At 74.8% G+C, this 26,689-nt stretch carries 21 protein-coding genes; 3 read left to right on the forward strand and 18 right to left on the reverse strand.

The genetic code is table 11. The annotated features are described in order from the left end of the window. Positions 1–42: 42 nt before the first annotated feature. Together LPA42_RS08645 and LPA42_RS08650 are read left to right on the forward strand one after the other, a co-directional pair. Positions 43–1,242, forward strand: a complete 1,200-nt coding sequence (locus LPA42_RS08645) for a GNAT family N-acetyltransferase (protein WP_198956462.1) — start codon at positions 43–45, stop codon at positions 1,240–1,242. Further along, positions 1,242–2,393, forward strand: a complete 1,152-nt coding sequence (locus LPA42_RS08650) for a GNAT family N-acetyltransferase (protein ID WP_228986467.1) — start codon at positions 1,242–1,244, stop codon at positions 2,391–2,393. Before LPA42_RS08645 ends, LPA42_RS08650 begins: the two co-directional genes overlap by 1 nt. A 58-nt stretch (positions 2,394–2,451) precedes the next feature. On the opposite strand, the gene raiA is transcribed toward LPA42_RS08650, so the two are convergent. The 16 genes from raiA to nfi form a co-directional block, all read right to left on the reverse strand. Beyond that, complete coding sequence (raiA, locus tag LPA42_RS08655) at positions 2,452–3,081, reverse strand: ribosome-associated translation inhibitor RaiA (RefSeq protein WP_043962069.1); 630 nt, start codon at positions 3,079–3,081, stop codon at positions 2,452–2,454. Positions 3,082–3,333: 252 nt separating this feature from the next. Further along, entirely contained in the window at positions 3,334–4,038 is a 705-nt protein-coding gene (locus LPA42_RS08660) for a ComF family protein (protein ID WP_077936379.1), read from the reverse strand. Further along, a complete protein-coding gene (locus tag LPA42_RS08665) occupies positions 4,038–5,852 on the reverse strand; it encodes an LpqB family beta-propeller domain-containing protein (protein ID WP_077936378.1) in 1,815 nt (604 codons plus the stop codon). The genes LPA42_RS08660 and LPA42_RS08665 overlap by 1 nt, the downstream gene beginning before the upstream one ends. Further along, a complete protein-coding gene (mtrB, locus tag LPA42_RS08670; protein ID WP_228986473.1) occupies positions 5,849–7,513 on the reverse strand; it encodes an MtrAB system histidine kinase MtrB in 1,665 nt (554 codons plus the stop codon). Before mtrB ends, LPA42_RS08665 begins: the two co-directional genes overlap by 4 nt. A 103-nt stretch (positions 7,514–7,616) precedes the next feature. Further along, positions 7,617–8,306, reverse strand: a complete 690-nt coding sequence (mtrA, locus tag LPA42_RS08675; RefSeq protein ID WP_043962066.1) for an MtrAB system response regulator MtrA — start codon at positions 8,304–8,306, stop codon at positions 7,617–7,619. Positions 8,307–8,380: 74 nt separating this feature from the next. Then, positions 8,381–9,661 (reverse strand): iron uptake transporter deferrochelatase/peroxidase subunit, encoded by a 1,281-nt coding sequence (efeB, locus tag LPA42_RS08680; protein WP_077936376.1) that lies wholly within the window; start codon positions 9,659–9,661, stop codon positions 8,381–8,383. Positions 9,662–9,707: 46 nt separating this feature from the next. Further along, the gene (efeO, locus tag LPA42_RS08685; protein ID WP_077936375.1) at positions 9,708–10,841 is read right to left on the reverse strand and encodes an iron uptake system protein EfeO; all 1,134 of its coding nucleotides are present in this window, start codon (positions 10,839–10,841) and stop codon (positions 9,708–9,710) included. A 21-nt stretch (positions 10,842–10,862) separates the two neighbouring features. Further along, on the reverse strand, positions 10,863–11,756 hold the full coding sequence (efeU, locus tag LPA42_RS08690; RefSeq protein WP_077936374.1) for an iron uptake transporter permease EfeU: 894 nt from the start codon (positions 11,754–11,756) through the stop codon (positions 10,863–10,865). 201 nt (positions 11,757–11,957) lie between these two features. Further along, positions 11,958–13,457: an adenosylhomocysteinase gene (gene ahcY, locus LPA42_RS08695; RefSeq protein WP_077936373.1), complete on the reverse strand. Its 1,500-nt coding sequence runs from the start codon at positions 13,455–13,457 to the stop codon at positions 11,958–11,960. A gap of 352 nt (positions 13,458–13,809) precedes the next feature. Further along, positions 13,810–14,988, reverse strand: a complete 1,179-nt coding sequence (gene manA / locus LPA42_RS08700) for a mannose-6-phosphate isomerase, class I (RefSeq protein ID WP_077936372.1) — start codon at positions 14,986–14,988, stop codon at positions 13,810–13,812. Between the two features lie 2 nt (positions 14,989–14,990). After that, complete coding sequence (locus LPA42_RS08705; protein ID WP_077936371.1) at positions 14,991–16,016, reverse strand: cation diffusion facilitator family transporter; 1,026 nt, start codon at positions 16,014–16,016, stop codon at positions 14,991–14,993. A 28-nt stretch (positions 16,017–16,044) separates the two neighbouring features. Next, positions 16,045–17,241, reverse strand: a complete 1,197-nt coding sequence (locus LPA42_RS08710; RefSeq protein WP_077936370.1) for an SIS domain-containing protein — start codon at positions 17,239–17,241, stop codon at positions 16,045–16,047. Then, positions 17,238–17,423 carry a Trm112 family protein gene (locus LPA42_RS08715; RefSeq protein WP_043962058.1) on the reverse strand — a complete coding sequence of 62 codons (186 nt, stop codon included), beginning with the start codon at positions 17,421–17,423 and terminating at the stop codon, positions 17,238–17,240. The genes LPA42_RS08710 and LPA42_RS08715 overlap by 4 nt, the downstream gene beginning before the upstream one ends. A gap of 62 nt (positions 17,424–17,485) precedes the next feature. Further along, entirely contained in the window at positions 17,486–18,871 is a 1,386-nt protein-coding gene (locus tag LPA42_RS08720; protein ID WP_077936369.1) for a phosphomannomutase/phosphoglucomutase, read from the reverse strand. A gap of 68 nt (positions 18,872–18,939) precedes the next feature. Continuing rightward, entirely contained in the window at positions 18,940–20,040 is a 1,101-nt protein-coding gene (locus tag LPA42_RS08725) for a hypothetical protein (RefSeq protein WP_096761590.1), read from the reverse strand. Positions 20,041–20,148: 108 nt separating this feature from the next. Continuing rightward, on the reverse strand, positions 20,149–20,835 hold the full coding sequence (gene nfi, locus LPA42_RS08730; protein WP_077936381.1) for a deoxyribonuclease V: 687 nt from the start codon (positions 20,833–20,835) through the stop codon (positions 20,149–20,151). A gap of 157 nt (positions 20,836–20,992) precedes the next feature. On the opposite strand from nfi, the gene LPA42_RS08735 reads away from it, so the two are divergent. Next, positions 20,993–21,511, forward strand: a complete 519-nt coding sequence (locus LPA42_RS08735) for a hypothetical protein (protein ID WP_077936368.1) — start codon at positions 20,993–20,995, stop codon at positions 21,509–21,511. A 50-nt stretch (positions 21,512–21,561) separates the two neighbouring features. Here the strand turns inward: LPA42_RS08735 and LPA42_RS08740 are convergent, their stop codons facing one another. Beyond that, a complete protein-coding gene (locus LPA42_RS08740) occupies positions 21,562–22,293 on the reverse strand; it encodes a Clp protease N-terminal domain-containing protein (RefSeq protein WP_077936367.1) in 732 nt (243 codons plus the stop codon). A 50-nt stretch (positions 22,294–22,343) separates the two neighbouring features. Next, on the reverse strand, positions 22,344–26,687 hold the full coding sequence (gene eccCb / locus LPA42_RS08745; RefSeq protein WP_077936366.1) for a type VII secretion protein EccCb: 4,344 nt from the start codon (positions 26,685–26,687) through the stop codon (positions 22,344–22,346). Between the last annotated feature and the right edge of the window lie 2 nt (positions 26,688–26,689).

Here is a 26,689-nt window from a genome sequence, read left to right on the forward strand (position 1 = left end):
GGCGGGATATCCGGTTACGCCCAGCGCGAAAGATCCGGCACGATGGCTCGGGTGGAACCCGTGGAGCTCACCGAGGACGGCCTGCTGCTGCGACCCTGGCGGGCGGCCGATGCGGACGCCGTGCACCGGGCCTGCCAGGATCCGGACATCCAGCGCTGGACCACCGTACCGCGACCGTACCTGCCGGACCACGCCCGCGCCTTCGTCGGCGAGATCAGCGCCGGGGACTGGCGGGCCGGGACCCGCGCGCCGTTCGCCGTCTGCGACGCCGCCACCGGCGAGCTGCTCGCCTCGTGCGGGCTGGTCTCGGTGGACCAGACGACGGACACCGGCGAGGTCGGCTACTGGGTCGCGCCGTGGGCCCGGGGCCGGGGCGTCGCCACCCGGGCCACCCGGGCCCTCGCCCGCTGGGCGTTCGACGCGCTGGGGCTGCGCCGGCTGATCTGGCAGGCCGAGATCGGCAACCACGCCTCCCGGCTGGCCGCGCTGCGCGCCGGCTTCCGGATCGAGGGCGAACTGCGGCTGGCCGACCCGTCGCCGGGCGGGCGGCGGGAGGGCTGGATCGGCTCCCTGTTCCCCGAAGATCTGCCCGCGCCGGGCGCGCCCGGGCCGGCCGGGCCGGACACCCTCGACGCCCGCCGGGCCGGCGTCTTCGGCCGGGGGCAGCCCACCCTGTTCGCCACCGTCGCCGGGCGGGAGCTGCGGCTGCGGCCGATCGAGGAGGGCGACCTCGACGCGATCACCGAGACCTGCCGGGACCCGCACACGGTCGAGTGGACCACGGTGCCGGCCCCGTACGAGCGGGCGGACGCCGCGGGGTTCAGGCGCGACGTCGCCGACGCGGCCTGGGCGCGGGGCACCGGCGCGTACTTCACCGTCGCCGACGACGAAGACCGGTACGTCGCCTCGGTCGACCTGCGGCTCGCCGCCGCCGACCCGGTGCAGGGCATGGTCGGCTTCATGACCGCGCCGCACGCCCGGGGCCGGGGGTACATGCCGGCCGCCACCGCCGCCCTGGCCGCCTGGGGCTTCACCACCCTCGGCCTGGCCCGCGTCGAGTGGCGCGCGCTCGTCGGCAACACCGCCTCCCGCCGGGTCGCCGAGAAGGCGGGGTTCACCATGGAGGGCACCGCCCGGGGCTTCCTGCCCACCCGCGCCGGCACCCGGGCCGACGCCTGGGTCGCGTCGCTGCTGCCCGGGGACCTGGCCGCGCCCACGCCCGCGCCGCCCGGGAGGGGCTGATGAGCGCCGCGAACGGAGATAGCCCGGTGAGCATGACGAGTGTGCCCGGCACCGTGGAGGGCGACGGGGTGCGACTGCGGCCGTACCGCGTCGGGGACGTGCCGGACGTCGCGGCGGCCTGCGCCGACCCGCTCACCCAGCGGTTCATCTCCGGCATGCCCAGCCCGTACACGGAGGCCGACGCCCGGTGGTGGGTGACCGAGGGCGCCCCGGCGGCCCGGGCCGCCGGCGGGGCCTCGTACGCGATCGCGGACCCGGCCACCGACCGGCTGCTCGGCGGCGCGGGCCTGGGCAACCTGGTGCCAGTGCGGGGTCAGGCGGAGCTGGGCTACTGGGTCGCGCCGTGGGCGCGGGGTCGCGGCGTGGCCACGGCCGCGACCCGGGCGCTCGCGGCGGCGGCCTTCGCGCACGGCACGGCCCGCCTGGAGCTGCTCACCCACCCGGAGAACACGGCCAGCCAGCGGGTCGCGCTCGCCGCCGGGTTCCGGCACGAGGGGGTACGCCGGGCGGCGAACCTGGCGCGCGGCGGCGGCCGGCAGGACCTGGTCTGCTGGGTACGCCTGGTCGACGACCCGCCCGGCCCGGTGCCCCGCCTCCTGCCCGACCTGCCCGGCGGCCGGCTCACCGACGGGGTGGTGACCGTGCGCCCGGTCGGGCCCGACGACGCGGAGGCGCTGTTCGCGCTGCACAGCCTGCCCGAGGTCGTCGCGAACCGGGTGCCCCCGCGCGCCCCGACGCCCGCCGACGTCGAGCGGCGCTGCCGGCTGGCCGGCACCCGCTGGCTGGCCGGGGAGGCGGCCGACCTGGCCATCGTGGACGCGCACACCGGCGAGCTGGCCGGCGGGTGCATGCTCTACCACGACGAGCAGGCGACCGGGCAGGCGATGATCGGCTTCAGCCTGCTGCCCGCCGGGCGGGGGCGGGGGCTGGCCACCCGGGCGGTGCGGCTGGTCACGGGGTGGGCGTTCGACGGGGTGGGGCTGGCCCGGGTCTGGGCGGGCACCCGGCCGGAGAACGCGGCCTCGCAGCGGGTCCTGGAGCGGGCCGGCTTCACCCGGGAGGGCCTCCTGCGCGGCCGGCTGCCCGGCCCCGACGGCACCCGCGTCGACTCGGTCCAGTACGCCCGGCTCGCCACTGACGAGCTTCGCTGAACGGATCCGCCCCGCTGGCCCGTGGACGGGTCAGCGGGGCGGCCGTCGGATCAGGTGGTCAGGTGTCGAGGGAGATGATGCCGTAGTCGTAGGCGTGTCGCCGGTAGACGACGCTGGGGCGGCCGGACTCCTTGTCGTGGAACAGGTAGAAGTCGTGCCCGACCAGTTCCATCTGGAACAACGCGTCGTCGACCGTCATCGGCTCGGCGGGGTGGACCTTCGCCCGGGCGATGTGCCACGGCTGGTCGTCGGGTTCCTCCTCGAACCGCTCGGCGACGGCCGTGGCCGTGCCGGCGCCGTCGAGGGCCGCGACGGGTGCCCCGAGGCCGGCGACCGGCAGGTCGGCCGTGGCCGCCGCCACGGAGATCGGCGCGTGCCGCCCCCGGTGGACCCGGCGGCGGTCCGCCGCGCGGCGCAGCCGGTTGTCCAGCTTGGCGATCGCGGCGTCGAGTGCGCTGTAGAAATCGTCGGTGCAGGCCTCGGCCCGAATCACCGGACCACGGGAAACGCACGTTATCTCGACCCGCTGGCAATGGTCGGACTGGCGCGGATTGCGCTCGTGGAACAACTCGACATCGACGCGAATAAGCTTGTGATCGTAACGTTCGATCTTTGCGAGCTTCTCGGCTACGTGCACCCGGTAATGATCCGGGACCTCGACGTTGCGGCCCTTGACCACGATGTCCACGTGACCTCCCTTGTTCGGACGGTCTTCGATCCGGAAATCCCGGCCGGCTCGCCTTCTGGGAGACCCCACGCTCGGCGTCGACCGGGTCAGTGCGGCTGCGCCTCCTCTCACCGCCGGGAGCGGGTGGGAATGCCTTCCTACCCCCGACACGAAAACGCTAACCCCTGTTCGCCCGGCAGTCACCCCCCAACGCGCAAAGCCTCAGAATTTTCACAGCTGACACACGGTCGGGTGAATCAGAAACACGTTGAGTCACGGAAGCCGACGTTTCTCCGTGGCCGCGAGAACGGCGGCGACCGATGGTGACAGGCCGGTCGCGGTGAGCACCCGCGCGGCGGCGGCCAGCGTGACGCCGGTGGTGACGATGTCGTCGAGCAGTACGACCACCGGCGGCGGCGAGCCGGCGCGGACCGTGGGCGCGGCCACTCCCGGCCGGGCCCGGAACGCCGACTCCGCCGCCCGGGCCCGGCCCGCGCTGTCCAGGGTCGCCGAGTCCGGCCGGGGCAGCGCCCGCAGCGGCCGGACCACCCGGGCGGGCCAGCCGGCCCCGGTGAGCCGGGCCGCCGCGTGCCGGGCCAGCCGGCCGAGGTGGTCGCCGTAGCGGGCGCGGGCCGCCGCCGCGGTGTCCGGCACCGGGACCAGCAGCACCGGCCGCGCCGCGCCGACCGCCCCGGCCACCACCTCGGCGAGCAGCCCACCCAGCGGCCGGGCCAGCCCGTGCCGGCCCCGTTCCTTGTACGCCAGCAGCGCCTCCCGCAGCGCCCCGCCGTACGGGCCCAGCGCCACGCACGGGGGCAGCCCCGGCGGGGCGGGGGTGGGGCGTACCGGCCGGGGGCGCAGCGCCGCCAGGGTGGCCACGCAGCCGGGGCAGAACCCCTGCCGGGCCGCCCGGTGCTCGCGGCAACCGGCGCACTCCACGGGCAGCACCAGGTCGGTCAGGTCCGCCCAGAGGCGCATCAGTAGAGGAAGAACGGGGCCGTCGGGTTGCCGGCCTGCGCCCCGGCCGGCGGCGGGGTCACGTCCCGCACCTCGTCCCGCTTGATCGTGTCGAACGGGCTGTTGCGGTAGGCCACCCCGTTCGCCTCGTACATCAGGTTGCCGTTGGGGAACGGCGCCACCGCGTTCAACGGGTACGACGACAGGTGGGTGACCCGGGCGCCGACGTCGCGGCGCAGCGGCGTCTCCAGGGCCCCGTCCACGCTGATGTCGTAGATCGCCGGCCGGCCGGCCGAGCCCGCCAGGTGCAGGGTGTTCTCCCCCGCCCAGTCGACGGCGGAGAGGTCGGTCAGCGAGGTGGCCAGCCGGCGGGCCGGGCCCACGGAGACCACGCCGCCGTTGAGGTTGACCGCCGCGACATACAGCGCGCCGCCGACGATGACGGCGATCCGGTGCCCGTCCAGCGACGTCGCCACCGCCGTCACCCGGCCCTCGGCGGTCAGCGGTACGGCCCGCAACTGGGCGCCGGAGTCGAAACGGTAGAGCGCGCCGTCGGCCACCACCAGGCCCTGCGGCCGGTCGGGGGCGGGCGAGCGCAGCCACACCGGCTGGCCCATCGCGGTGAACGTGCGGGTGCCACGCTGGACGATCGACACCGGCGCCGCGCCGACGCCGACCACCAGCCGCTGCCGCTTGTCCGCCCCGGCGGTCACCAGCGCGGCGCGGATCTCGTCGTGGGAGCGGCTGAACCCGGCGGCGACGACGCCCTTGTTGACGGCCTCGGTGACCGGCGCGGCGCCGAGCAGCTCACCGCCGCCGAAGTCGAGCGGGTGCACCGCGCCGTCGTAGACGCAGAACCGCTGCGGGTTGCCGTCGAGCGGGTACGCCGGCCGGTCCCGCCGGCGCTGGCCGAGGTCGGGCACGGTCACCCGGGTCTGGTTGTGGATCCGCAGTTCGAGCTGGCCGTCCAGCTCCGGCAGCGACCAGGCGAGCTGGTCGACGAACTCCTCCACCCGCCGGTCGTCCGCGTCCACGGGCATGTCGAGGTTGACCTCCCACCGCCCGTCGGCCCCGGTCGCGTTGTTGATCAGCCGGGTGCCGTCGGGCAGCCGGCTCGTGCCCGGCCCCAGCCACTCCGACGGCCCGGCGGTCAGCCACTTGACCACCTCGGTGACCCGCCGCTCGTCGGGCACGGCCAGCGGCAGGTAGCGCTGGTCGGGCACCAGTTGGGTGCGGCCGGTGTTCCAGAAGTAGACGATGTGGGTCTGGTAGTACTGGCGCAGCGCCTGGTCGCTGAGCAGCAGCACGTTCGGCGGCGGGTCGGCGACGTACCAGCCGGTGTCCGGCTTGTCCTCCTGCGAGGCCGCGCGCAGCTCGAAGCGGTATTCCGTCTCGGTGGCCACCGGCGGCATGAGGGTGCCGTCGGCGCGCAGCAGGCCGATCTGCTGCACCCGCAGCGTGACCCGGGTGCCGTCGGTGCTGTCGGTGATCACCGGTGTCTCGCGCAGCCGCACCACGGTGAGGGCCACCTCGCTGGGCTGCTTCTCCTGGATCCGGCTGCGCCCCTCGGGGGCGACGAACTGCTTGACCCGGTAGTAGGCGCGGTCGGCCTCCCCGGCCGCGGCGGAGAGGAAGTTGGTGACGAAGGCCGCGCGGTCGGTGCCGCTGGCGAGGCGGTTCGGCGGCTCGTCCCGGCGGAAGCTCGACGAGCCGGACTTCGCGGCGGTGACCTGCCCGTCGACCCGGACCTCGGACCGCTCGGGGATGCCGCAGCCGGCCGCCCCGGTGAGCAGGAGCACCCCGGCGAGCAGCCCGGCGAGCCGGCGGCGGGTCACGAACCCACCTCCGCCCGGTCCTCGGCCCCCGCCGCCGGCCCGATGGCCAGGGCGCCGCCGGGGCCCGGGCCGATGGCGAGCAGCCCGCCGGCCCGGGGGCCGCCGAAGGGCAGGGTCGCGTCGGCGGGCACGAGCCGCAGCGGCGACGTGGTCAGCCGGTCGCCGGCCCGGGCCGGCAGGGTGAGCCGGAACTGGGCGCCCTGGCCGGGCGAGCCCCACGCCTCCAGCCAGCCGCCGTGCAGCCGGGCGTCCTCCAGGCTGATGGACAGGCCGAGGCCCGTGCCGCCGGTCTGCCGCGCCCGGGACGGGTCGGCCCGCCAGAACCGGTTGAAGACCAGCTTCTCCTCGCCCGGTTTGAGGCCGACCCCGTGGTCGCGGACGGTGACCGCGACGGCCGCCCGGTCCTGGCCGAGGGTGATCCGGACGGGCTTGCCCTCGCCGTGCTCGACGGCGTTGCCGACCAGGTTGCGCAGCACCCGCTCGACGCGGCGCGGGTCCACCTCGGCGATCACCGGGGCGTCCGGCAGGTCGAGGTCGATGGTGACGCCGACCCGCTCGGCCAGCCCGGCCAGCCGGTCGGCGACCCGGTGCACGACCGGGACCAGGTCGGTCGGCTCGGCGTCCAGCATGGCGAACCCGGCGTCGAACCGGCTGATCTCCAGCAGGTCGGTGAGCAGCTCCTCGAAGCGGTCCAGCTCGGCCTGGAGCAGCTCGGCGCTGCGGGCCACGGCCGGCTCGAACTCCTCCCGCTCGGCGAAGATCAGGTCGGCGGCCATCCGGACGGTGGTCAGCGGGGTGCGCAGCTCGTGCGAGACGTCGGAGGTGAACCGGCGCTGCAACCGGGACATCTCCTCCAGCCGGAGGATCTGCCGTTGCAGGTTGGTCGCCATCTGGTTGAACGAGGCGGCCAGCAGCGCCAGGTCGTCCTCGCCGTTGACCACCATCCGCTGGTCGAGCAGGCCGGCGGAGAGCCGCTGGGCGGTGCGGGCGGCCACCCGCACGGGCGTCACCACCAGCCGGGTCACCAGGGCGGCGAGCAGGCCGAGCAGCAGCACCAGGGCCGCCCCGGTGGCCACCACGGTGGCCCGGGCGTCGGTCGCCGTGGCGTCCTGCCGGGTCAGCGGGACGAGGTAGTAGAGCTCCACCTGGCCGAACCGGGTCGGCACCGGCGAGCCGTACACCAGGTATTTCGTGGTGTCGCCGGTGAGCCGGCCGGTGCGGATCTGGCTGGCGATGTTGCCGTCGGCGACGGTGGCCCGCAGCTCCCGGCTGATCAGCGGGCGGACGTCGACGTCGGGCGAGAAGCGCGGCTCGATGATCCCGGTGTAGTTGTCGGCGGTGATCGCCACCACCACCCCGCTGGTCTGCTGCGGGTCGCCGCCGGCCAGGTAGTTGACCGTGCCGTCGATGGTGTCCTGGAGCTGGGCCTCCTGCGCCTGGCTGAACAGGCTGAACTGCTTGGCCGCGTAGTCGCTGCCGCTGCTGAGCCGCAGCCGGACGTCGGTCTCGGCGTTCTCCAGCAGGATGTTGGTGATCTTGTCGGCGATGAGGTAGGCGAAACCGCCCACGAGCAGGCTGGACGTGACCAGTGTGATGGTCACCACCCGGAGCTGGAGCGAGCGGCGCCACGTCTGGTGCGCGCCCGCCAGCAGCCGCGCCACCCGCCCGGACAGCGCGCGCCACAGCTCCCGCGCGGCGGGTGGCCGGCGGGTGACGGTGGGTGCGGGACCGGGAGGCGGGGAGGTGGTCACAGTGCGACCAAGGCTATCCCGTGCCCGCCTTGTAGCCCACGCCCCGCACCGTCAGGATGATTTCCGGCCGCTCCGGATCCGGCTCGATCTTGGCCCGCAGCCGCTGCACGTGCACGTTGACCAGCCGGGTGTCGGCGGCGTGCCGATAGCCCCAGACCTGCTCCAGCAGCACCTCGCGGGTGAAGACCTGGCGCGGCTTGCGGGCGAGCGCGACCAGCAGGTCGAACTCCAGCGGCGTCAGCTTTACCTCCTCGCCGTTGCGGCTCACCGTGTGCGCCGGCACGTCGATGCTGATCTGGTTGCCGGGCGGACCGATGGTCAGCAGCTCGGGGGCCACGTCCTCGCCCCGGCGCAGCCGGGCCCGCATCCGGGCCACCAGCTCCTTGGGCTTGAACGGCTTGACCACGTAGTCGTCCGCGCCGGACTCCAGGCCGAGCACCACGTCCACCGTGTCGCTCTTGGCCGTCAGCATCACGATCGGCACGCCCGACTCGCCCCGGATCGCCCGGGCCACGTCGATGCCACTCATCCCGGGCAGCATCAGGTCGAGCAGGACGATGTCGGGCCGGTTCTCCCGGAACGCGGCCAGCGCCCGTTCCCCGTCGGCGACGAACGAGGGCAGGAAACCCTCGCTGCGCAGGACGATGCCGAGCATCTCGGCGAGCGCGGGGTCGTCATCGACCACCAGTACCCGGGCTCTCATGGGATCTATACTTCCATCCCCGTTCCGGTCGGTGGGACCGGCACCGTCCCGGGAGTCGCCGGCGGGCCACCTCGTCAGCCGAACAGGGCCCGCCCCCAGTGGTCGCCGCCGTCGCGTACGCCCGGCGGGCAGGCGAAGATGCCGCTGGAGACGTGCCGCAGATATTCGTTCATCGCGTCGTTGCGGGCCAGCCGGGTCTGGATGGGCACGAACTGCTTGCGCGGGTCCCGCTGGTAGGCGATGAAGAACAGCCCGGCGTCGAGCCGGCCCAGCCCGTCGGAGCCGTCCACGAAGTTGTAGCCCCGCCGCAGCAGCCGCGCCCCGTCGTTGGCGTCGGGGTGGGCCAGCCGCACGTGCGACGTCGCGGCGATCACCGGCTGGCCGTCGTCGCCCTTCGCGGCGAAGTCGGGCTCGTCGAACTCGTCCCCCTTGCCCAGCGGCGCGCCGCTGCCCTTGGTCCGGCCGACGATCTGCTCCTGCTCGACCAGCGAGCTGCGGTCCCAGGTCTCGACGAGCATCCGGATCTTCCGGGTGACCAGGTACGACCCGCCCGTCATCCAGTCCGGGCCGTCGCCGGGCTGCACCCACAGGTGCTCGCGCAGCAGCCCGCCGTCCTCGGCCTTGAGGTTGGCCGTGCCGTCCTTGAAGCCGAACAGGTTGCGCGGGGTCGCCTGCCCCGTCGAGGTCGACGAGGTGCGCCCGAACCCGAGCTGCGACCAGCGGACGCTGACCACGCCCATGCCGATGCGGGCCAGGTTGCGGATGGCGTGCACCGCCACCTGGGGGTCGTTGGCGCAGGCCTGCACGCAGAGGTCGCCGCCGGAGATCTCCGGCCGCAGCGCGTCCCCGGCGAAGTGCGGCAGGTCGACCAGCGCGGCGGGCCGGCGGTCGGCGAGGCCGAACCGGTCCCGCCCCTGGGCGTCGCGGAACAGCGTCGGCCCGAAGCCGATGGTGAGGGTGAGCTGGGACGGGGGCAGCCCGAGCGCCTCGCCGGTGTCGTCCGGCGGGGCCTCCGGCACGCCGCCGACCGCGCCGATCACCCCGGCGTCCTTCCCGGCGGTCATCCGGGCGGCGGCGGCCGTCCACTCGCCGAGCAGCTCGACCAGGCGGGCCCGGTCCTTGGTGACCACGTCGAAGGCGACGAAGTGCAGCCGGTCCTGGGCCGGGGTGGTGATGCCGGCCTGGTGCTCGCCGTGGAAGGGCACCGCGCCGGCCGCCGCGCCCTGGTCGGCCGAGGCGCGCTCCGCCCCGCCGCGGACCAGCGCGCCGGCCCCGGCGGCGACGCCCGCCACCCCGGCGACCCCCGCGCCGGCGAGCGTGATCGCCCGCCGCCGGGACAGTCTGCTCGCGCTCATCGCTGCACCCCTTCCTGCTCGTCGGCGCGTGCGCCGGGGACGTACGTCACCGGGCGACGACCGCGGCGACCTTGCTGATCGGCTCGGCCAGCGCGTTGATGCTGTCGGACAGCTCCTTCAGCTCGGCCTTGCTCAGCGCGGTGTGCAGCTTCCAGCCGTCGCCGTCGCGGTGCTTGCCCAGCGCCGTCTCCACGTTGGCGAACTCGGCGTCGAGCTGGGTGACCAGCTCGGGGGCGCGCTGCTCCAGGGCCGGGCGCAGCGCGGCGATGGCGGCCTTCGAGCCCTCCAGGTTGGCGTTGAAGTCCCACAGGTCGGTGTGCGAGTACCGCTCCTCCTCGCCGGTGATCTTGCCGCTGGCGACCTCGTCGAGCAGCGCCTTCGCGCCGTTGGCGAGCTGGAGCGGGGTCAGCTTCTCGGCGTTGGCCTTGGCGACGATCGCCTTGACGTCGGTGAGCAGCTGGTCGGCGATCGGGCCGTCGGCGCTGATGTCGCCGGTGGTCCAGAGGTCCTTCTCGATCCGGTGGAAGCCGGTGAACTCCATGCCCTCCTCGACGACCTCCTCGCGGCCGTCGATCTTCGGGTCGAGGTCGCCGAAGCTCTCCGCGACCGGCTCGATCCGCTCCCAGTAGGTGCGGGCCACCGGGTACAGCGCCTTGGCCTTGGCCACGTCGCCGGCCTTGACGGCGGCGACGAACTCCTCGGTCTTCGTCAGCAGCGCGGCGGTCTGGCTGGCCACGTACCGCTGGTAGCTCGCGGTGGCCTCGGCCAGCGCGGCGTCGGGGGCGACGGTCGCGGCGGTGCCGCTGACCTTCAGCGCCCCCCGGATCCCCTTGCCGCTCATCCCGGGCTTGCAGGCCGTCTCGTACGTCCCGGCGGGCAGCTCCACGCGCAGCTCGCGCTTGAGCCCGGGGGCGATGTTCTCGACCTCGCCCATCACCCGGTCCCCGGCGGCGTAGACGTAGAACTCGGTCACCTTCGCGCCGGAGTTCGTCACCTCGAAGACGGTCTGGCCGGCGGCCAGCTCGGTCCGGCCGACCTCGCAGGCGGTGTCGCTCGCCTTGACGGCGATCGGGCCGCCGTCGGCCGTGCCGGCGTCCTTCTCCTGCCCGCCGCAGGCGGCGAGGCCGGTGGTGGCGAGCGCGCCGGCGGCGGCGAGCACCAGGAAGCGGGTGGTACGCATCGGGGTTTCTCCTCGGGATGGTCAGGCGCGCGGCGACGCGGGCGCCGTTCCGGTGGGCTCGGTGACGCCGGCGGCACCCGCCGACGGGGCGGGCGCGCTCGCGCCGGCGGGAGGGGCGGGGCGGCGCAGGAAGAGCACCAGCACCGGCACCGCGTACGCGACCCAGGCGACCGTCTCCAGCACGCTCGGGGCGGGGGTCACGTTGAACATCCCGGCGAGCAGGGCGGCGTACCAGGTGCTCGGGTCGAGGGTCGCGCTGATGTCGAAGGCCAGGTCGTTGAGGCCCGGCAGGACGCCGGCCTCCTGGAAGTCGTGCACGCCGTACTTGAGGATGCCGGCGGCGACCAGGATCAGCAGCGCGCCGGTCCAGGTGAAGAACGTCGACAGGTTGATCCGCAGGGCGCTGAAGTAGAGGCCCACGCCGATCGCCACGGCGCTGGCGATGCCGGCGAGCAGGGCCAGCAGCGGGCCGCTGTCGCCGGCCGCGCCCTGGGCGGCGGAGTAGAAGATGAGCGCGGTCTCCAGCCCCTCGCGGATCACGGCGAGGAAGGCCATCCCGGCGACCGCGAGGGAGCCGACCGCGAGCGCCTCGCTGAGCCGGCCGCGCAGCTCGCCGGCCATCGTGCGGGCCGCCCGGCGCATCCAGAAGATCATCCAGGTGACGAAGACGACGGCCGCCACCGAGGTGACCGCCTCGAACAGCTCCCGGTCCTCCGAGCGGGCCAGCAGCGAGGTCGAGGTGTATTCGATCAGCCAGCCGAAGAGCACCGACAGCGCCACCGCGAGCCCGACGCCGCCCCACACCTGCGGCAGCCGGTCCCGGCGCTGCGACTTCACGAGGAAGGCGACCAGGATGCTGACCACGAGGGTCGCTTCCAGGCCCTCGCGCAGGCCGATCAGGTAGGTGGCGAACATCGGTGCTCCGTGATCGATCAGGTTGCCTCGGTTAACTTAGGGCAGCCATACCTTCCTCCCGTCGACCCGGCTCCGTCAAGTTGTTCTTCGCCACGTCACCCGCCCGGCCACGGCGCACCGCGGGGCCGCCGCCGCGGCCCCCGCACGCGAAGGGACCGGGCCCGCCGCCGTGCGGCCGACCCGGTCCCTGTCGTCGCTGGCTCAGTACCGGTAGTGCTCCGGCTTGAACGGGCCCTCCGGGGAGACGCCCAGGTAGGCGGCCTGCTCCTTGGTCAGCGTGCTCAGCTTCGCGCCGAGCGCGCCGAGGTGCAGCCGGGCGACCTTCTCGTCGAGGTGCTTCGGCAGCACGTAGACGCCGATCGGGTATTCCTCGGTCTTGGTGAACAGCTCGATCTGGGCGATCGTCTGGTTGGCGAACGAGTTCGACATCACGAAGCTCGGGTGGCCGGTGGCGTTGCCCAGGTTCAGCAGACGACCCTCGGAGAGCACGATGATCGCGTGCCCGTCGGCGAACCGCCACAGGTCGACCTGCGGCTTGATGTTGATCCGCTCGACGTCGGAGCGCTTGGCCAGGCCGGCCATGTCGATCTCGTTGTCGAAGTGCCCGATGTTGCCGACGATGGCCTGGTGCTTCATCCGGGCCATGTGCTCGTTGGTGATGACGTCGAAGCAGCCGGTGGCGGTGATGAAGATGTCGGCCTGCTCGACGACGTCGTCCAGGGTGGAGACCTGGTAGCCGTCCATCGCCGCCTGGAGGGCGCAGATCGGGTCGACCTCGGTCACCACGACCCGGGCGCCCTGGCCGCGCAGCGACTCGGCGCAGCCCTTGCCCACGTCGCCGTAGCCGAGCACGACGGCCATCTTGCCGCCGATCAGCACGTCGGTGGCCCGGTTGATGCCGTCGATCAGCGAGTGGCGGCAGCCGTACTTGTTGTCGAACTTGCTCTTGGTGACCGAGTCGTTGACGTTGATGGCCGGGAAGAGCAGCGTGCCGGCGCGGTGCATCTCGTAGAGCCGGTGCACGCCGGTGGTGGTCTCCTCGGTCACGCCCTTGATGCCGGCGGCGATCCGGGTCCACCGCTGCCCGTCGGAGGCGAGGGAGCGGTGCAGCACCTCCAGGATGACCGCGTACTCCTCGGAGTCGGCCGACTCCACCGGCGGCACGACACCGGACTTCTCGAACTCGACGCCCTTGTGGACGAGCAGGGTCGCGTCGCCGCCGTCGTCGAGGATCATGTTGGGGCCCTGACCGTCGGGCCAGTCGAGCACCCGCTCGGTGCACCACCAGTATTCCTGGAGGCTCTCGCCCTTCCAGGCGTAGACCGGGACGCCGGCCGGCGCGTCGGGGGTGCCGTCCGGGCCGACGACGATCGCGGCGGCGGCGTGGTCCTGGGTGGAGAAGATGTTGCACGACGCCCAGCGGACCTGCGCGCCGAGCGCGACCAGGGTCTCGATCAGCACGGCGGTCTGGATCGTCATGTGCAGGGAGCCGGTGATGCGCGCCCCGGCGAGGGGCTGCGCCTGCGCGAACTCGCGGCGGATCGCCATCAGGCCCGGCATCTCGTGCTCGGCGAGCTGGATCTCCTTGCGCCCGAACTCGGCGAGCGACAGATCCGCCACCTTGTAGTCGCCCTCGGCGAGGGTGCTCGGCCGGGCCTCGGACGGCGTGCCGTGGTGGGCCGCCGGGAGGGTGCTGGTCATGGAAGCTCCTGTCGAACGAACGAAGTGCTGCGCGACCCTCCACCTTACGCGCGGAGACGGACAGCGCACGGGGCGGTCGGTCGCGAGCGGACTGTCCGCCCACGGTCCGGCCGCCCCGTGCATCCCCCCGGTTTGGTTCCCCGCGCGCCGCCGGACCTTCGTCGCGGTGACGCTGCGCACCTAAGAAGTTACCCGGAGGCAGTGCGACGTCAAGTCATTTCGGGAATATCCGATTTGTGTCGCCGGGATCCGCCAGGCCGATCCCGGCTCACCCGCCGCTGTCGGGTGCCCCGCCGCAGGAAGGCCGGACGAGCCTCAGACACGCCAGGCCAAGCCGGACCCAAGCCCGGCTTTAGCCGGCCCCGAGGGCGCCTCGGTCCAACCCGCTGGTCGCCACGTATGCCTCGCCCTCGCCGTCGAGGACGAGCGGCCCCGCGTCGGCGGGGCCGATCGCGGCCTGCCCCGGGGCGAGGATCACCGCGCCCGTCCCGTCGTCGGCCGAGACCTTCCCGGCGCGGCAGAGCACCACGCGGGGCCCCGGCACCGCGAGCCGCACCGGCGCACCGGCCACGACCGCCCGGTACAGCGCGAAGTCGTCGACCGGCACCGGCCAGCGCACCACGCCCGGGGCCACCTGCTCCGGGGCCACCAGCGGGTCGCCGAGCACCTCGAAGCGCAGCACCCGCAGCAGCTCGTCGACGTCGACCCGCTTCGGGGTCAGGCCGCCCCGCAGCACGTTGTCGCTGGCCGCCATGATCTCCACGCCGGTGCCGCGCAGGTAGGCGTGCAGGTTGCCGGCCGGCATCCAGATCGCCTCCCCCGGCGCGAGCCGCACGTGGTGCAGCAGCAGCGCCACCAGCACCCCGGGGTCGCCGGGGTAGTGGGCGGCCAGCGCGTGCGCCAGCGCCGCGTCCGGCCCGGCGGCCCCCGCGGCGAGCACGGCCTCTACCAGCCCCGCCCGCTCGGCCTCCGGCCAGCTCAGCAGCAGCCGGACGGCCTCCCGCAGCCCCGCCGGGCCCTCGTGCAGCGCCGCCACCACCGGCTCCAGCGCCCGTACGCCGAAGGCGGCCAGCGCCGCAGCCGACGCCGCCGGGTCGCGGAAGCCGCACAGCGCCGAGAACGGCGTGAGCGCGACCAGCAGCTCCGGCTTGTGGTGGGGGTCGACGTAGTTGCGCTCCCCCACCGGACGCGCCGCGTCGGCCGCGTACCCGGCGCGGGCCTGCTCCGCGTCGGGGTGCGCCTGCAGACTCAGCGGGGTGTCGGCGGCGAGCACCTTGAGCAGGAACGGCAGCCGGGGGCCGAACCGGCGCACCGACTGCTCGCCGAGCCAGCGCCCCGGCTCGGCCGCCAGCACGTCGAGCAGGCTCACCGGCTCGCCGTCGCGCTGCACGCTGGCCGGGGCACCCGGGTGCGCGCCCAGCCACAGCTCCGCCTCCGGCCCGGGGCTCGGCACCGACCGCCCCTGCAACCCGGCGATCGCCGAGCGCGAACCCCAGGCGTAGTCCCGGATCGGGCCGTGCAGCGGTTCCATGGTCAGCCCCCGGCGTGCGACTCGTCCGCGCCGGCCACCGCCGCCTGCGGCGTGGCGGCCTCCGGCGTGGCGACGGCGGTGTGCGCGGCGGCGCCGGTGCCGGCCCGCTGCGCGGTGGCGGACCAGATGTCCGGCTCCAGATAGATCACCCGGGCGACCGGGACGGCCGCCCGGATCCGCGCCTCGACGGCGTTGATCCCCCGGGCCAGTTCCTCGGCGCTCTCGCACGCCGGCACCGCGATCTTCGCGGCCACCAGCAGCTCCTCCGGGCCCAGGTAGAGCGTCTTCATGTGGATGATCCGCTCCACCTCCGGGCCGTCGGTGACGGCCCGCTCGATGGTCGCCACGTCGGTCGCCTCGGCGCCCTCGCCGAGCAGCAGGCTCTTGGTCTCGATCGCCAGGGTGACCGCGATGACCACCAACAGGACGCCGATCATCGCCGTGCCGGCCGCGTCCCACATGCCGTTGCCGGTGATCAGGGTCATCCCGACGCCGAACAGGGCGAAGACCAGACCGACCAGCGCGCCGAAGTCCTCCAGCAGCACCACCGGCAGCTCGGGGGCCTTGGACCGGCGGATGAACCGCACCCAGGACTGGTTGCCCCGGATGAGGTTCGACTCCACGATCGCCGTGCGGAAGGAGAAGCTCTCCATCACGATCGCCGCCACCAGCACGACGACCGGCACCCACTGCCAGTTCTCGATCGGGTGCGGGTCGGCCGCCTTGTGCCACGCCTCGTAGAGCGCGAACAGGCCGCCGAGGCTGAACAGCACGATGGCCACGATGAACGCGTAGACGTAGCGCTCCCGGCCGTACCCGAAGGGGTGCTGCGGGGTGGCCTCGCGCCGGGCCCGCTTGCCGCCGAGCAGCAGCAGGCCCTGGTTGCCCGAGTCGGCCACCGAGTGGATCGACTCGGCGAGCATCGACGAGGAGCCCGTCAACAGGAACGCGATGAACTTCGTGACCGCGATGCCGACGTTGGCCAGCAGGGCCGCGACGATCGCCTTCGTGCCGCCGTTGGCGCTCACCGCTGTCCCCGTTCGATGCCGCACGTGCTCACTGGTTTGCCAGCTCCTTCATCTCGGTGATGGCCGGAACCGCCATCGGGTCCAGCCCGTGTGCCAGGGCGAGGTAGATGGAGGCGAAGTCGGGCACCGCCACCAGCGAGGCGAGCCGCTCCAGCGCGGAGCCGCCCTCGGCCGTCACCACGTCGCAGCGGACCCCGCGCCGCTCGGCGAGCGTCTGCACGGCGTCGGCCCGGCGCTCCTCGACCGCCAGCGGCTCGTCGGCGTCGTCCTCGGCGTTGAGCCCGCCGTCGCGCAGCAGCACCAGCCGCAGCCGGGTGCCGTCGCCGTCGGACTCGCCCGGGTCGGCGAAGATGTCCCGCTCCCCCTCAGCCAGCCCGCCGAACACGCCGTCGAGCAGGCCGACGCGGCCCCGGCCGGCCTCGCCGAGCGCCCCGCTGACCACCGGGTAGCGGGCGTTGGCCGACAGGGTGTCGCCGAACCGGCGGGCCGCGACGGTCGCCAGCGGCGACGAGCCCCAGACGATCGGCACCGAGCCGGCCAGCCCCAGGGCCAGCGACTTCGCCGGGTTGACGAACGACTCGGCCGTGGGACGGCAGCGGTCGGCGTCGGCGTCGAGCCGCGCCGCCGTCTCCGCGAGATCCGCCTCGTTGACCTTCACGAGCCCGAGCGTACGGGCGGCGAGCAGAACCGGCACGGTGAGCGCCCACAGGCTGGCCCGGGCCGGGGCGCGGCGGGGCACCGGGATGAACGGCGCCCGGGCCCGCTCGGCCACCGACTGCAACTGCGAGTCGGGCGCGCCGACGGCGACCAGGCGGGCCCCCCGACGGTGGGCGGCCTCGGCCGCGCCGAGCGCCTCGGGGCTGCGGCCGGAGGCGCTGACGGCGATCACCACGTCGGCCGCGCCCACCCAGCCGGGCACACCGGCGCTGCGGTGCGGGATGACCGGCACCGGGCAGCGCGGCCCGGCGACCGTGGCCAGCACGTCCCCGGTACGCCCGGCGGTGCCGATGCCGGCGATGACGACCGCCCGGGGGCGGCCCTCGTCGGCGAGCACGGTGAGGTTGGCCTCGGCCGCCAGAGCGGCGGACTCCCGCACCTGCGCCCCGGCCGAGGCCATGAACCGCAGCATGCCGCCCGGGTCGTGCTCGGCGAGGGCGTCCGGGTTGTCCAGCAGGGCCTCGTCGGCGTGCCGGTGCCCGCTGACACCGGCCGTCCCCTCCATCACGACTGCTGCGCGGGTCCGCCGCGCGCCTCGTCGAGCAGCAGCACCGGCACGTCGTCGCGCACCTCGAAGATCCGCCCGCACTCGGTGCAGGTCAGCGTCTGTGCCCCCGCGTCGTAGTCGAGGGGGGCGTGGTGTGTGTCCGGACAGGCGAGGATCTCGAGCAACTGCGGGTCCAGGGCCATGGTGCGGCTCCTTCCACGGGTGCGTAGGCGGCGGTCGGCGGTGCCGGCCGGCGCAGGGGATCTTATCGGCGAACCCGGTCGAGCACCTCGTCGCGGAGGGAGATCATCCGTTCCTCGGTCGGTGCCTCGACGTTCAGCCGCAGCAGCGGCTCGGTGTTGCTGGCGCGCAGGTTGAACCAGGCGCCGTCGGGGAAGCTCAGGGTCAGCCCGTCCAGCTCGTCGACCGCCGCCTGCGGGTACGCGGCCCGCACCTGCGCGATGCTCGCCGCCTGGTCGGCCACCGTGGAGTTGATCTCGCCGGAGGCGACGTAGCGCTCGTACTCGCGGGCCAGCTCGGACAGGGGCAGGGCCTGCCCGCCGAGCGCCGCGAGCGCGTGCATGGCGGCCAGCATGCCGGTGTCGGCGAACCAGAACTCGCGGAAGTAGTAGTGGGCGGAGTGCTCGCCGCCGAAGACGGCGTTGGTGCGGGCCATCTCGGCCTTGATGAAGGAGTGGCCGACCCGGGTCACCACCGGCTCGCCGCCGTGCTCGCGGATGATCTCCGGCACCGCGCGCGAGGTGATCGGGTTGTGGATCACCGTGGAGCCGGGGTGCTTGGCCAGCTCGCGGACCGCCACCAGGGCGGTGATCGCCGACGGGGAGACCGGCTCGCCGCGCTCGTCGACCACGAAGCAGCGGTCGGCGTCACCGTCGAACGCCAGCCCCAGGTCGGCGCCGTGCTCGCGGACGGCCCGCTGGAGGTCGACCAGGTTGGCCGGGTCCAGCGGGTTGGCCTCGTGGTTGGGGAAGGTGCCGTCCAGCTCGAAGTAGAGCGGCACGATCTCCAGCGGCAGCGCGGGCAGCACGGCGTCGCCGAGCACGCTCGGCACCGTCCAGCCGCCCATCCCGTTGCCCGCGTCGACCACGACCTTCAGCGGCCGGATGCCGGACAGGTCGACCAGCTTGCGCAGGTGGGCCGCGTACTCCGGGCGCAGGTCGCGCCGCTGCGTCGGCCGCGTCGGCGCGCCGGCCGGACGGACGGCCCCGGAGTCGAGCAGGGCCTGCGCCCGGTCCCGGATCTCGGTCAGCCCGCTGTCCTGGCCGATCGGGCGGGCGCCGGCCCGGCACATCTTGATGCCGTTGTACTGCGCCGGGTTGTGACTGGCGGTGAACATCGCCCCGGGCAGGCCGAGGGTGCCGGAGGCGTAGTAGAGCATGTCGGTGGAGGCGAGCCCCAACTCGATCACCGAGCGACCCTCGGCCCGGACGCCCGCGGCGAACGCCTCCGCCAGGCCCGGCCCGCTGGCCCGCATGTCGTGCGCGATCACGACCGCGTCGCCGGGCTCACCGGCGGCGGCGAGCACCTGCCCGAAGGCGGCCCCCAGGGCCTCGGCGACCCGTTCGTCCCATTGGTCCGGCACCGTCCCACGGACGTCGTACGCCTTCACGATCCGGGACAGATCAGACACGCGCTTCGCTCCTTCGCCGCAGGTCGCCAACGGCCTGAGCGTATCGGAGCACCGGGGGGCCGCCGGCCTCAGCCGGGCAGGCGCGGCATGATCGTCGTCGCGTCGCCCCCACCGGCGGGCGCGGGCGGCTCGCCGGGCCCCGACCCGCCACCGTCGCCGGGCTGCGTCGCGCCGCCGCCGTAGACCCCGCCGGTGGGCGGCGGAGCGGCCGACGGACCGGGGCGGGCGCCGTAGACCCCGCCGGACGGTGGCGCGGCCGGCCGGCCGTACACCCCGGGGGTCGGCGGCGTCCGGCCCGGCGCGGGCGTCGCGGGCGTCGCCGACCGGTAGGTGGTGCCGCCGGGGTTGCGCGGCAGCGGGACGCCGGGGACGGCGTCGGCGTCGTCGGCCGGCTCCCGGTCGGCCCGCGACCGGCGCACCAGCAGCACGATCAGGCCGACGCCCAGCACGACCAGGCCGACGCCGAAGAGCATGATCCAGGACAGCCCGCCGGAGCCCTCCTCGGCCGCGGCCACGGTGCCGGCCCCGGCGGCCCCGGCGGCGACGGCGGCCAGGGTCGGCTCCCCGGCCGTCGGCGCGTCGGTCGTGGGCTCCGCCGTCGGGCTCGGGCTCGGCGACCGCGACGGGCTGCGGCTCGGGGTGGGCGACGGCTTCACCGCCTGCGGCCCGACCACCCGGGACGCGACGGCCCCCCGGCCGATGGCCCGGCCCCGCCCGTCGACTGCCTCGCCGACCACCGTGAGCCGGCCGCCCGGTGCCCCCGCCGCGAAGGTCAGCCGGTAGCGCATGGTGACGCCCTTGCCCTTGCACAGGGTCGGGTTCGTCGGGGCGGACCGGCCCGTGGCGACCGTTCCGCCACCGCCGGAGACCGGCACCGGGACCCAGCGGCCCCCGAGGCTCACCTGCGCGGTGACCTGGTTGGCGGCGAGGCCGGCGAGGCTCAGGCCAAGCCCGGTGCGCAGCACCACGCAGCCCTCGGTGCGCTTGCGCACCTCGACGTTGACCGCGCCGGGCGAGCCGCCCGGCCGGAAGCTGTCGGTGGCGCGCACCCGCACCGAGTCACCCTCGGCCAGGGCCGGCGACGCCCCGGCGGCCACCAGGCCGCCCAGCATCACGCAGACCGCCGCGAGCCGCGTCGCGTGCCGACGTAGCGCCATGATCACCGCCATTTCTCCCTTCCGGGTCCGCGGGTCAGGTTACTACCGGTCGCCGATCGCGGCTCGGCGCGGAAAGGAGGGGCCCCCTGTTAACGCCTGCGGTAGAGAAGGGTCCCCTTCTCACACCCCGCTGCGGCTCGCGAGCGCGGCGCGGCAGAGCCGGTCGGCGGTGCGGGTGGTCTCCGGCAGCCGGTAGCTCGGCGTCAGCGCGAGCACCCGGGCGCACGCGTTCTCCAGTCCCATCCGGTGCCCGACGCTCACGAAGACCGGCTTCACGCCGTCCCGCGTGCGCAGCACCCGGCCCACCACCTCCCCGCCGTCGCACAGCGGGGACCAGGCGCCACGCGCCCCGGCCGGCGGCTCCCACCGGCCCACCAGCGGCGTCTTACCGACCCCGATCGCCGGCAGGCCGGTCACCACGCCCAGGTGGCAGGCGAGCCCGAAGCGGCGCGGATGGGCCAGCCCGTGCCCGTCGCAGACCAGCAGCTCCGGGCGGACGGTCAGCAGTTCCAACGCCGCCAGCAGTGCGGGCAGCTCCCGGAAGGCGAACAGCCCGGGGACGTACGGGAAGGCGGGCCGGCCCACACTCACCGCCTGGTCCACCACGGCCAGCGTCCGGGCGTCCAGCACGGTGACGGCCGCCGCGAGCCGGTCGCCGCTCTCGGCGTACGCGACGTCGAGGCCGGCCACCGTCGCGGGCGCGGCGGGTCCCGGCCCGGTGAGGTCCACCAGCGGGCGCAGCCGGTCCTGCACGGCGAGCGCCTCGGCCTCGGTCCGGGGCGGCGGGGCGGCGACCGGGGTGTCCACCCGGTGATCGTAGGCGGCGCCCCACACCCCCGGCGCGTCGTGCCGCCGGGGCGCCGCCGCGGCGACACACCCGTCCGGTCCAGACCGCTGTTTCGCACACCTGTCGGGTAATTTCTTCTGGTCCGACAACCGGTCACCGACAGGAGAAGCTCCGCGCATGGGCAAGAAGACGATCCACGTCTCCGACTTCAGCGGCACCGTTCTGCAGCCGGACGACGAGGTGGTCCGCGTCGTGGTGCTGGAGCACCCCGACCTGGTCGCGGGGCCCGTGCAGCTGGACGCCACCGCGACGGAGGTGGAGAGCATCGACGACGCGGCCCTGGACGTCGCGGTGGTCGAGATCCATGACCGGCACGGCGGCGGCGAGCCCCGCCGGGTGGTGCTGACGGCCAGCGAGTTCGACGCGCTGGCCACCGACGTGCCGATGGCCCAGTTGCTGAAGACCGCCGAGCGGGTGCGCCCGCCGAAGGCCCGCAAGGGTGCCGAGAAGGTCGACTACGGCACGATCGAGCACGCCGGCAAGCCGCACCGAGGGCGGGTCACCGAGGAGGAGGCCCGGCTGGTCCGGGAGCAGCTCGACGAGGTGAACAAGCGGCTCGCCGACGCCGGCATCCGGCAGGTCGACCCGGCCGACCCGGAGCACGCGGCCCGCTACGGCTTCCCCGCCGAAGACTGACCCCCGCCGCGCGTCGGGCACGCACCCCCGTGGCGCGTGCCCGACGCGGTTCAGGCCCGCTTGCGGGTGAGCTCGGCCAGCGCGCCCTCCACGGCGGACTCCATGGCGTCCTTCTCCAGACCGAGCCCGCCGAGCACGCCGTCGCCGCCCTCCTCCTCCAGCAGGGCGAGCAGGATGTGCTCCGTGCCGACGTAGTTGTGCCCCATGCGCAGCGCCTCCCGGAACGTCAGTTCCAGGACCTTCTTGGCCCGCGCGTCGAAGGGAACCAGCTCCGGGACCGGGTCGGCCTGCGCCGGCAGGGTCGCGGTGACGGCCTCCCGGACCCGTTCCAGGGGTACGCCCCGGGCCGCGATCAACGCGGCCGCCAGTCCCTCCGGCTCGGCGAGCAGGCCGAGCGCGACGTGTCCCGGGGTGATCTCGGCGTTGCCGGCGGCGCGCGCCTCCTCCTGCGAGGCCAGCACCACGTTGCGGGCGCGCGGGGTGAACCGGCCGAACCCGGCGCTCGGGTCGAGCGTGGCGGCGGTCTCCGCCTTGGCGGCGGAACGCTTCTGGGCGGCCTGCTTGCTGACCCCCATGCTGCGGCCGATCTCCGTCCAGGACGCGCCGGAGCGGCGGGCCTGGTCGACGAAATGGCCGATGAGGTGATCGGCGATGTCGCCGAGGTGGTCGGCGACCACGACCGCGTCGGTGAGCTGGTCGAGCACGTCGGGGCGGGCCTTCTTGATCCCCGCGATGAGGTCGTCGAGCCGGACCGAACTGGGAAGCTGGGCGTTTTCCGTCATGCGTCAACCATAGGTTGACGCACCTCGGACCGTCAACCCGAAGTTGACGATCACGCCTCCGCGAGCGCGGTCTGGATCAACTGCTGCCCCTCCCGGCGGCGGACCAGCACCCCCCGGCCCGGCGGCAGCGGACGCGGGCGCAGGCTCCCGAGGATCGCCCCCTCCCCCCGGTCGCCCGACATCAGCAGCCCGGCCGAGCCCAACTCCCGCAGGGTCTGCAGCACCGGCTCGTAGATCGCGCGCCCCGCCCCGCCGCTCCGCCGGGCCAGCACCACGTGCAGGCCGACGTCCCCCGCCACCGGCAGCAGCTCCCGCAGGGCGTGCAGCGGGTTGGTCCCACCCGCCGCCATGAGGTCGTAGTCGTCCACCAGGACGAACAGCTCCGGGCCCCGCCACCAGCTCCGTTCGCGTAGCTGCTGCGGGGTGACGTCCGGGCCCGGGAGCCGTTCGTGCAGGACGGCACGGATCTCCGCGACCGTCTGGGCGAAGGACTGCTCGGAGGGGGCGTAGTCGAGCAGGTGCTCCCCCTCGACGGCGCCGAGCAGGCCCCGCCGGTAGTCGGCGAGCACCAGCCGCGCCTCGGCCGGGGAGTGACGCGCGACGACCTGCCGGGCGACGAGCCGGAGCAGGTTCGTCTTGCCGCACTCGGCGTCGCCGAAGACGACCAGGTGCGGGTCCGCCGCCGGGTCGAGCACCACCGGGCCCAGCGTCGCCTCGTCCAGTCCGATCGGCAGGCCCCGCTCCCCGGCGGGGCACGCGCGGTCCAGCTCGGCGACCGTCAGCCGCAGCGGCAGCAGCCGCACCGGCGGCGCCGCCTCCCCCGGCCACGCCGCGGCCACCCCCGCCACCAGCTCGGCCGTCGCCTCCGCCAGGTCGGCGACGCCGTCGCGGCCGTCGACGCGCGGCAGGGCGGCCAGGAAGTGCGCCCGGTCGCCCGCGAGGCCGCGCCCGGGGGACCGCTCCGGGACGTTCGCCGCCGCCCGCCGGCCCATCTCCGACTCGTACGGGTCGGCGAGGCGCAGCTCCAGCCGGGTTTCGAGGCGGTCCCGCAGGCCGGGCCGGAAGTCGCCCCAGCGGCCGGAGGTGACCAGCAGGTGCACCCCGTAGGACAGCCCACGGACGGCGACGTCGGCGACGGCCTCCTCCAACTCCTCGTGCTCCCGCCGCAGCGTCGGCCAGCCGTCGACCACGAGGAACACGTCGCCGAACGGGTCGTCGGGATACGCGCCCTCGGCGCGCAGGCGGCGGTAGGCCGCCATGGACTCGATCCCCAGCTCCGCGAACCGGTCCTCGCGCCGGTCGAGGATCCCCACCACCTCGGCGACGGTCCGGCCCACCGCCTCGACGTCACGCCGCCCGGCCACCCCGGACACGTGCGGCAACCCGGCGAGGACGCCCAGCCGCCCGCCGCCGAAGTCGAGGCAGAAGAACTGCACCTCCCGGGGGCTGTGCGTCAGCGCCAGCGCGGCCACCACCGTCAGCACCAGCGTGCTCTTGCCGGTCAGCGGCGCGCCCACCACGGCGACGTGCCCGCCCGCGCCGGCCAGCTCCACCGTCAGCGGGTCGCGGCGCTGCTCGTAGGGGCGGTCGACGACCCCGACGGGCACGGCGAGGAACCCCGGCAGGTGGGCCGGCGGCCCGGGGGCGGTCGGGTCGACCGGCGGCAGCAGCCCACCCAGGGTGGGCGAGGCGTCCAGCGGCGGCAACCAGACCTGCCGGGCACGGGGTCCAGCGCCGCGCAGCCGGCCCACCACGATGTCCGCGAGGCTGTGCCCGGCCAGGTCGGGCGGCGGCGGCTCCGCGTAGCCGGTGCGCAGGCCCACCGGCCCCGAGACGTACGCCGCCCGGAACCGGACCGGATCACCCGACCCGGTGCGCAGGTAGCCGCTCCCGGGGAGCGACGGCAACCCGTACGCGTCGGGCACCCCGATCACCAGCCGGCTCTCCTGCGCCGTGAACGTCCGCAGGGCGATCCGGTACGACAGGTAGGTGTCCAGCCCGCGCAGCCGGCTCTCCTCGACCCGCTGGCCGGCCAGCAGCAGGTGCACGCCCAGCGCCCGGCCGACCCGGCCGATCCGGGCGAACAGCTCGCCCAGGTCCGGCTGGACGGTGAGCAGGTCGGCGAACTCGTCGCAGACGACCAGCAGCACCGGCAGCTCCACCAGCTCCGCACCGGCCGCCCTGGCCTGCTCGTACGCCCACCAGTTCGGCAGCGTGCCGGCGGACCGCAGCAGCTCCTGCCGGCGGGCCAGCTCGCCGCCGAGCGCGTCCCGCAGCCGGTCGACCAGGGCCGGGTCCTCGGCGAGGTTGGCGACGTGCCCGGCGACGTGCGGCAGCCCGTCCAGCCCGGCGAAGGCCGCGCCGCCCTTGAAGTCCATCAGCAGCACGTTGAACCGGGCGACGGAGTGCCGGGCCGCGAGCCCGAGCACGAGCGCCCGCAGCAGCTCGCCCTTGCCCGACGCGGGCGCGCCGACCAGCACCCCGTGCGGGCCCATCCCGTCCCGGGCGGACTCCTTCAGGTCCAGCAGCACCGGCCGGCCGTCCTCCGCCACGCCGATCGGCAGCCGCAGGAAGTCCGGGCCGAGCGGCTCGTCGGCGCCCGCGAAGTCGACCAGCGCCGCGTGGTCCGCCACCCCGATCAGGGCCAGCGCCTCGTCGGTGTGCCCGGAGAACGGCGGCCGCACCCGCCGGCCGGCGACGGCCTCCTCGGGCTCCCGCGCGCTCGACCACGCCTGCGCGATCAGCGCCACCATGAGCCCGGCCTCGTCCACCGCGCCGGGGGCCTCGGTCTCCGGATCGGCGTCGCTGACCGTCAGATCCGGCAGGGCGATGCGGAAGGTGCGCCGGCCGTGGATCGCCCAGCCCGGCAGGTTCGCCGGCAGCCGCCCCGCCAGGTCGGGGCTGACCCGCGACTCCTGCGGCTGGGACAGCCGGGTCTCGATCCTGGCCTGCGGCAGCTCCAGCAGCTCCTCCGGGATCGCCCGCCAGCTGCGCTCGACGACGGCCACGTGCACGCCGTACCCCAGGCCCTTGTTGGCCAGGTCGACCACCCGGGCGGTGAAGTCCGGCAGCAGGGCGGCGAAGTCCTGCCAGCGGTCGACCACCAGGAACACGTCCGGGTACGGCCCGCCGTCCAGGGTGGCGCGCCGGGCGCGCAGGCCCGTCGGCGACTCCAGCTCGTAGCGGCGGAACAGCTTCTTGCGGGCGAGGACGTCCCGCTCCAGCCGGTCCAGCAGCGCGCCGACCTCGGCGACCTCGTCGTCGCCGACGACCTCGCGCACGTGCGGCAGGCGGCGCATCGGGCCCAACCAGTTCCCGCCGGACTCCAGGCAGTGGAAGGCCACCTCCTGGTCGGAGTGGGTCAGCGCCAGCCCGCCGACGATGGTGCGTAGCAGCGTGGTCTTGCCCGTCCCGGCCCGACCCACCACCAGCAGGTGCCCCTCGGACGAGGCGAGGTCGAGCCAGAGCGGTTCGCCGGCCGGCTGGTCGAGCCGGTGGGCCTGGCCGACCGGCACCTTGAGCAGCCCGCGCCGCCGCCAGTCGACCGCGCAGAGCCGCACGTCGTCGGTCGGCTCCAGCGGCCCGAGCAGGTCGCCGAGGCGCAGGTCCCGGTGGTCGCGCCGCTGCCGCTGGCGGTGGTGGCCCTCCCGCGACAGCGCGATGTGGATCTCGTCGCTGACCTGCCCGAACTGCGACGGCGACTGCGATGTCGTGCGCCTCGGCAGCTCCATCCGCACATACCGCCACAGGTCGTCCGGGGTGATCCGGCCCTGGCCCGTGAGGTCGGCGGCACCGGTGCTGAGGCCCTGGATGACCGTCTCGGTGAACGCCGAGCGCAGCCGGGGCGCGCCCCCCGACGCGGGGCGGCCGTCGTCGGCGCGCTCCACCGAGTTGGTGGCGGTGATCACGTACCGGCCGTAACCGGTCTTCAGCTCACCGTCGATGGCCAGGTCGTCGGTGGTCTTGAGGCCCTGCCCCTCGAACGCGCCGCTGTAGCAGCAGTCGAGCAGGAGCACGAAGCTCGCCGCGTCCGACTCGTCGAGCAGCTCGCGGACGAACGACGCCGACACCGCCGTGGAGGAGAGCCGGTCGACCTCCGTGTTCGACACCGCCAGGTGCAGCCGGCCCCGCTTGCTGCTGCGCACCCCGTGACCGGAGAAGTAGAGCAGGACCAGGTCCTCCGGGCCGGCCGCGCGCAGCATCGACTCCATGGCCCGCTCGATCGAGCTCTTCGACTCGTTCTCCAGCAGCAAGGGCTGGTCGAAGGCACCGATGTCCGGGTCGGCGAGCAGGCTCAGCAGGTCCCGCGCCTCCTCCCGGGGCGCGTACAGGTCGCTCAGCGCCTCGTCGACGTACCGGTCGTTGGCGATCAGCAGGGCGCGGCGCTGTCCCACGG

Origin of the sequence: Micromonospora sp. DH13 (assembly GCF_020873825.1) — a bacterium.
Taxonomy (GTDB): Bacteria; Actinomycetota; Actinomycetes; order Mycobacteriales; family Micromonosporaceae; genus Micromonospora; species Micromonospora haikouensis.